Origin of the sequence: Syntrophothermus sp. (genome assembly GCF_013314835.1) — a bacterium.
Taxonomy (GTDB): domain Bacteria; phylum Bacillota; class Syntrophomonadia; order Syntrophomonadales; family Syntrophothermaceae; genus Syntrophothermus; species Syntrophothermus lipocalidus.
The window spans coordinates 1-7,128 of sequence record NZ_JABUEX010000085.1 but is presented as its reverse complement, the minus strand read 5'-3'; the positions used below and the strand labels follow the sequence as shown (position 1 = coordinate 7,128).

Here is a 7,128-nt window from a genome sequence, read left to right as displayed (position 1 = left end):
GGTTTGCCGCCGGCTTCCTTCAGATTCCACCTCGCGATGGACACCCTTGCCTTAGGCTAATGGCTACTGCTACCTTCGCCGCTCGGGACTTCCACCCTATAGCCAGCGCCCATGCCGGGCGCACATAAAAACCTCTCGTCCTCGAAAGGGACGAGAGGTTTCTTTCCTCCCGCGGTACCACCCTACTTGGCCTGGATCAAGCCCGCTCGCCAGGATACGGGATGATGTAGCCCCGGTTACCCTTGCAATCAAAAAAGCCTTCCGCCCATGGGACGGAAAGCTTACTTTCCGCGGTACCACCCAAATTGAACTCGGTCCGCTCTTTGCAGGATACGGGATCTGCCATCCGATATCCCCTTCCTTTTAACGGTGGAAGTCTCCGCCTCGACCTACTTGCCGCTTGGCGGTTTCAGCCGGGAGTTCAGAAGGGAACTTCACTCCCTTTCCTCCTAGAGATGCTTCCAGTCACGGCATCTCCTCCCTGTAGGATTCCGTGGAGCTACTTTCCTTCATCATCACTTTTCCGGTATTAGATTACTTTGAGTGAATCATACCATGCAAAGCATCCTCTTGTAAAGAACTTCGTGAAAGATTTGAAACAATATCACAAAAACGGGTTGTGCTTGCGTTCAAATCCTACCGTCGTGGCCGGTCCGTGCCCCGGATAAACCTTCACGTGGTCCTCGTAACACATTATCTTGTTGTTTATGGACTCGATCAAAGTCTTGAAAGACCCCCCGGGGAAGTCGGTCCTGCCAATCGAGCCAGCGAACAACGTGTCTCCAGCAAAAATGATGTCACCGGTTTTAAGGCAGACGCCGCCCCGAGTATGTCCTGGAGTGTGGATGACTTCAAGTTCTATCGTGTTTCCGATCTTGATTATGTCACCGTCCTTTATAAACCTATCGGCTGGAGGACTGGTTATGTTTCTGCCCATAAACATTGAAAAATTGGAAACCGGATTAGTCAGCATACCCGCATCTTCTTCATGAATCAGGATTTCTGCCCCGGTAGCTTCTTTGACCTGACGGTTAGCCCCAATATGATCAATATGCCCATGGGTATTGATTATATATTTTATTTTCAGTTTAAGGCTTTCAATAACCTGTACAATCGAAGGGCCATTCCCCCCTGGGTCTATGACAGCCCCCTCCCGAGTCTCTTCACAGCCAATAATGTAACAGTTTGCTCCGATCGAACCTACTTCTAGCCACTTCAGAATCAACCCAATCCCTCCTCAGAATACTCTTTCGCTGTCAAGTAATATGGTACAGGGGCCATCATTGTGAATCTCAACCATCATATGTTCACCGAATTCACCGGTTGATACCTCGACCCCTCTGTTCTTGACCTCAGATACAAAAGCGTCTATTAGTGGAATTGCTCGGACGGGATCAGCGGCCTCGCTAAAACTCGGCCTCCTTCCTTTGCGCGCGTCACCTAAGAGCGTAAACTGAGACACCACCAGCACGGACCCGCCTATATCCAGCAAAGACCTGTTCATCTTACCCGCATCATCCTCGAACACTCGCAGGTTGCAGACCTTGTCCGCCAAATACCTGGCATCTGCTTCGCTATCTTCCTTTTTGACCCCGAGCAGCACCACAAGTCCGTGACCGATGCGCCCCACTTCTCTGTCTTCTACCAGAACCCTTCCTTTGACCACTCTCTGTACTACGGCCCGCACATCAATCACTCTCCCGTGTCTCAGGCGAGTCTTGGCTGAATCCTTTGTTGCTTGGTGCGTAATATTTCTCGCACCGAATTGAATATCTACGAATGAACAACTCTCTTAACCTCCATAACATCTTTAACCTTGGCAATCCGTTGCATTATCGCATAGAGATGACTCGGGTCTTTTATCTCCAATTTCAAGTTTATGGTCGCCATTTTACTCTTTCGGTCCGCTCGCGAAAACACTGAGTTAATTGGTATCTTAGCTTCTGCTACTACGGCCATGACATCCATGGTAAGACGCGAGCGGTCGAAAGCGGTTATTTCGATTTCTACGGTATAAATAGCCTGGTTGCTGGAGTCCCATTCTACTTCGACCAGTCTTTCTGCCTCTTTATGGTCGCGCAGATGAGCGTGGATGTTAGGACAATCCACCCGATGAACAGACACCCCTTTCCCCCGAGTAATGTAACCTATGATCTCATCCCCCGGCAGCGGGTTACAACAGTGAGCAAGTCTTGCCTCCACGTTCCTGATGCCTTTGATACTGACCCCGACTCCCGTTTCCACCTTGCCCACAGTTTTGGGCTTCTTCAAGCTACGAGCAAGAAGATCATCCAACTGCTTCTGCTTGAAAAATTCCTCCTTCATTTTGCCGATGATCTGATTGGCCGTCAGGGCTCCATCGCCCAGAGCAGCGAACAAATCTTCTATTTTGTTGAGACTGAACTTCTGCCCTATCTTCTGCAGGCGCTCTTCTTTTAAGAACTCTTTAGGATCTAGGTTGTTTTTCTGGAGTTCGCTCTCTAACAGGTCTCGGCCTCTTATAATATTCTCTTCTCGCTTCTCCTTCTTGAACCACTGCTTAATCCTGCTCTTGGCCTGAGAAGTCTTCACAAAATTCAGCCAGTCCCGACTCGGACCAGTTGACTGTTTCGAAGTTATTATCTGTACGATATCACCGTTGTTTAGCTGGTGATCAAGAGGCACAATACGGCCGTTAACCTTAGCTCCTACACATCGGTGCCCGACTTCAGTGTGTACCCGGTAAGCAAAATCTACAGGGCAGGACCCTCGAGGAAGTTCTACAACATCGCCCTTGGGCGTGAAGACGAACACCGTGTCTGCAAACAAGTCTATGCGCAGAGATTCCATAAACTCGCGGGTATCCTTGACCTCTTGTTGCCATTCCAACATCTGCCTCAACCAAGCCAGCTTTTCGTCGAGGTCGCTGGTTTTGGTTTTCCCTTCTTTGTACCTCCAGTGCGCTGCTATCCCGTACTCAGCCGTCCGGTGCATCTCCCAGGTCCTTATCTGCACTTCGAACGGTTCGCCCCCACGCCCGATCAGGGTGGTGTGCAAGGATTGATACATGTTAGGTTTGGGCATAGCGATGTAGTCTTTGAATCTCCCCGGCAGTGGTTTCCACAAGGTATGGATTATCCCAAGAACCCCGTAGCAGTCACGGACCGTATCCACCAGCACCCGAATGGCGATTTTATCGTAGATCTCATCCAGGTCCTTTCCTTGTTTGAGCATCTTGGTATAAATGCTGTAAAGGTTTTTAGGACGCCCGGCAATATCAGCTTCTATTCCTATCTTCTGCAACTCTGCCCTTATTCGCGCTATCAGCTCGTGTACGTATTCCTCTCTCTCTTTGCGTTTTGCTTTTAGCCGCCGGGCTAGCTCATAATAGGTATCAGGTTCCAAGTATAGAAAAGATAAATCCTCCAACTCCCATTTGAAACGGAATATACCCAATCTGTGAGCCAAAGGAACAAATATTTCCAAAGTCTCTTCAGCGATCTCTACCTGTTTTCGCTCAGGTTGATAAACTAGGGTTCTCATGTTGTGCAAGCGGTCAGCCAGCTTTATAATAAGCACTCGAATATCCTTGGCCATCGCCAGAAACATCTTGCGCAGGTTCTCGGCCTGGGCCTCTTCTTTAGACATAAACTCCAGCTTGCCCAGCTTGGTAACCCCATCTACGAGCAGAGCCACCTCTTCCCCAAACTGAAGCTTGACTTCTTCCAGGGTGACCTCTGTATCTTCAACCACATCATGCAAAAGAGCAGCTATCAAAGTAGCTGCATCCAATTCCAATTCGGCGAGGATTATGGCAACCGCCAAAGGATGGCACACATAGGGCTCCCCAGAAATCCTGGTCTGGCCAGCATGGGCCTTCTCTGCGAAAGCATACGCCCTTTCGATTTCGGTTATATCCTCCGGTGAATGGTATTTCTCGATTCTGTTGATAAGCTGGGCAAGTTCCATCAAATCACCACCCGCGCCCTTCGACACACCTCGCACCATCGGAGAAAACTCTTTCGGGTCGCGTACCCCTCGAGAAAGTATAAGGATTCGGTAATATTCGCTTTACCACTTCCGTCGTCCATGAAAACTATTTGAACCCTCCCATTATTCATAATGGTGCGGCATACGTCCAACTCACGGAGAATTTGCAGAACCGCCTTCAACTCCGTTGTTTCTAGCTTCCTTCCCATGTACTCGTTCAGTTCTAACATCATTTGCTGATCAATGGCTACCTCGGTCCTATCCAGTTCTTTGACATACCCCAGAAAAGAATTAACTGAATCTGGACCAGGGAAAATCCGTTCCAAATAACGCCGGTTTGCAGCCAAATCCTCTTCCGTAAAGCAGAAAAACAACCCTTCTTCCGGACGACTGGCCTGACTCATAAAACCCAGCGCTTCGCTTAGCCCAAAGGGAGAATCGGCAAACAACACCTCTTTTACTTCAGACAAAAACGGTAACGCCAATCCAAACTTACCGTCGGAAACCAGACCATTTTCTAACCCCTGACGAAACCTATCCCTAGCCTGCCAACGCTTCTCTATATCATCTATTCCCGCTTCTGATATCAAACCCACCCGTTCACCACAAAGACGGTGAACCGTAACCGCACGGTTGGCATAAATGAACGCCCTTTCTAACCTTTTTGCCGGTTCTACCACCTGCACCACATGGTCGAAATCACTAGAATCAGGCAAACAGGTCGTCACTTCGAGGTGATTCCGTCCAAAATTTGCTAAGTCAGTGGCTTCCCCCTCCGGCATGACAAAGCACAGTAATTGCAACCGCTCAGGAAGAACATAGTTTTCTATATAGTATTTAAAAAGTACCTCGGTTGTCAAAAACAAGCGGTTCTCGCCCGCTAACAGCATCCGTATTACGTTATTTCTCATCTCCCGAGACTGTCTCCCACTAAGTATAGCTAAAGCTCGACGTGACAAGAAACTTTGCATAGATAAAAGATGCCTGTCCAAACACCGCAAAGTGGGGTAAACCAACACTACCGGTCTACCGCATCTGAGTTCATTTTCGACCTTTTGTCCCAGCGATAGCAGAACAGGTGGCGGCGGTGACACTCCTACGGCAGGGGCCCGGGCCTGTGAATCATCGGCTGCCCAACTAGGCTTCATATCCCTGACCTTAAGTACAAGCCTCGTATCTCCATTATAAACATCAAGCTCCGGTTGGAATACAAGGTCAACCAAAAAACTCGAATAATCCACCTCTTTTTCAATTTTGGCGTTGAAAGCGATGGCCTCTATTTTCCTTTTGCCATTGTCGACCCAAAACTTCGCGTGTTCCGAGTTCTTTCCCACCCACATCAGATCGGATAAGTGGGACCGGCGCAAAAGCAAGTTGGGTACTGGGTTTCCCTCTCCAAAAGGTTCTAACATCGCCAGTTCATTTAAGAGTTGACAGTCTATGTCATCTAGGGCTACTTCACAATCAATCTCCAACCTCTGCACTAACCCGGCACTCCCGGTCATCGAAGCCGCTACTCTATTGATTTCTTCACGAAATTCGTGGAAACGAGCCCTTTCCAAAACTAATCCAGCCGCATAGCGGTGCCCCCCGAACCGGTTCAAAATATGAGAGCACTGACACAGAGCCTGATAAAGATCAAAGCCATCGACACTCCGTCCCGATCCTTTCCCGTAGTCCTCGTCCCAGGAGATCAATATGGTAGGACGTCCGAACTGTTCTGTCAGCCGCGAAGCTACAATCCCTATTACTCCTTGATGCCAGCCATCTCCGGCCACTACAAGTACCCTCTGCGCTTCAATATCTGCGCTGCCTGCTACTTCTTTAGTGGCCTGCTGTAGTATTTGGGCTTCAACCTCCTGTCGTTGACGGTTTTGTTGAATCAGAAACCTGGCGAGATCCAGCCCTTTCCCGGGGTCTTGAGTAAGAAGTAATTCTACTGCAACATCTGCATCTCCTATCCTGCCAGCAGCATTAAGCCTCGGCGCCACCACATACCCAATGTGCCAGGCCTTAAGACTCTTACCGTTCAACCCGCTCTCATCCAAAAGAGCCCTGAGTCCCGGTCGTTCCGTTTTTGCGACGAACTCCAATCCAGCCTTAACCAGCAACCTGTTTTCACCCAGCAGAGCGACTATGTCGGCAACGGTAGCCAAGCAAACCAGGTCCAGCCACTTAGTCTTATCGTACTCGGGCGCAGCTATATCAGCCCAAGCAGTGACTAGCTTAAACACGACTCCAGCCCCGGCCAGTTCCTGTAGGCCCGGTTCTTGAACAAGCTTGGGATTAACTATGGCCACAGCTGGCGGCAGTTGCTCCGGCGGCTGATGATGGTCGGTAACCACTACATCAAGTCCCAAACCAGCGGCTAATTCGATTTCCCGGCAGGAAGAAATCCCGCAATCAACGGTTACCAGTAGTTGGTATTGCTTTTGCACGGCTTCCTTAACCGCTTCCTCATTGAGACCGTAACCCTCGGAGAAACGATTCGGGATGTAATAGCTGTTTTCCACTCCCAGATAATCTAGGAACTCTTTCAGCATCACCACACTGCAGATTCCGTCAACATCGTAATCACCGTAAATGAGTACCTTTTCGCGGTATTGGCGTGCCTTTTCCAACCGATTTACCGCAGCGGCTAAACCGGGCAACAAAAACGGATCACGTAAATCGTCCAAACCACCATCAATAAACAGGCGCGCTTCTTCACGCGTTCTGATCCCACGCAAGCAAAGCAAACGCGCCAAAACCTCAGATATCCCTAAACTTTCTTGTATTTCCCTTATCACTCGGTTTTCTGCCGTTTTCACTGTCCAAATCGGAAACTTTCTCATGACTTACCTCGCTCACTTTTAGGCCTGTCCACGAAAAGCTCAGGTCTTTTGACTATGACGTTTAATACCAGAGAGAAGGGGTAAGCATTTCCATCAAACTCATATCTGAAACGGTCTGTCCGGAAAAACGTGCCACAGATGGACACCGATTTACACTGATGTCCACGGATGGTCTTTTACTGAAAAATATTCAAATTAGGGACTGTACAATTAACTGTGTAAACCCCTTTGGGAAAAAGGTAAACTTTTACCAAGGGGGTAAGGAAAATGGACGAAAAACTTTTTAGGAAGCACCTTCGGGAATTTATCAAAGAAAACAATCTGG

General features: G+C 48.9%; 4 protein-coding genes and 1 other annotated feature. All 4 genes read right to left on the bottom strand.

Features of this window, described 5'->3' with window-relative positions; translation table 11 throughout:
* Nucleotides 1-265: 265 nt before the first annotated feature.
* Nucleotides 266-525: a binding site (T-box leader), on the bottom strand.
* A 79-nt stretch (nucleotides 526-604) separates the two neighbouring features.
* On the bottom strand, nucleotides 605-1,225 hold the full coding sequence (locus tag HPY90_RS14315) for an MBL fold metallo-hydrolase (RefSeq protein WP_013174952.1): 621 nt from the start codon (nucleotides 1,223-1,225) through the stop codon (nucleotides 605-607).
* 12 nt (nucleotides 1,226-1,237) lie between these two features.
* Complete coding sequence (gene dtd, locus HPY90_RS14310) at nucleotides 1,238-1,687, bottom strand: D-aminoacyl-tRNA deacylase (RefSeq protein ID WP_013174951.1); 450 nt, start codon at nucleotides 1,685-1,687, stop codon at nucleotides 1,238-1,240.
* Between the two features lie 86 nt (nucleotides 1,688-1,773).
* A complete protein-coding gene (locus HPY90_RS14305) occupies nucleotides 1,774-3,948 on the bottom strand; it encodes a RelA/SpoT family protein (protein ID WP_287195501.1) in 2,175 nt (724 codons plus the stop codon).
* Nucleotides 3,948-6,803: a single-stranded-DNA-specific exonuclease RecJ gene (gene recJ, locus HPY90_RS14300; RefSeq protein ID WP_287195499.1), complete on the bottom strand. Its 2,856-nt coding sequence runs from the start codon at nucleotides 6,801-6,803 to the stop codon at nucleotides 3,948-3,950. The genes HPY90_RS14305 and recJ overlap by 1 nt, the downstream gene beginning before the upstream one ends.
* Nucleotides 6,804-7,128: the final 325 nt, after the last annotated feature.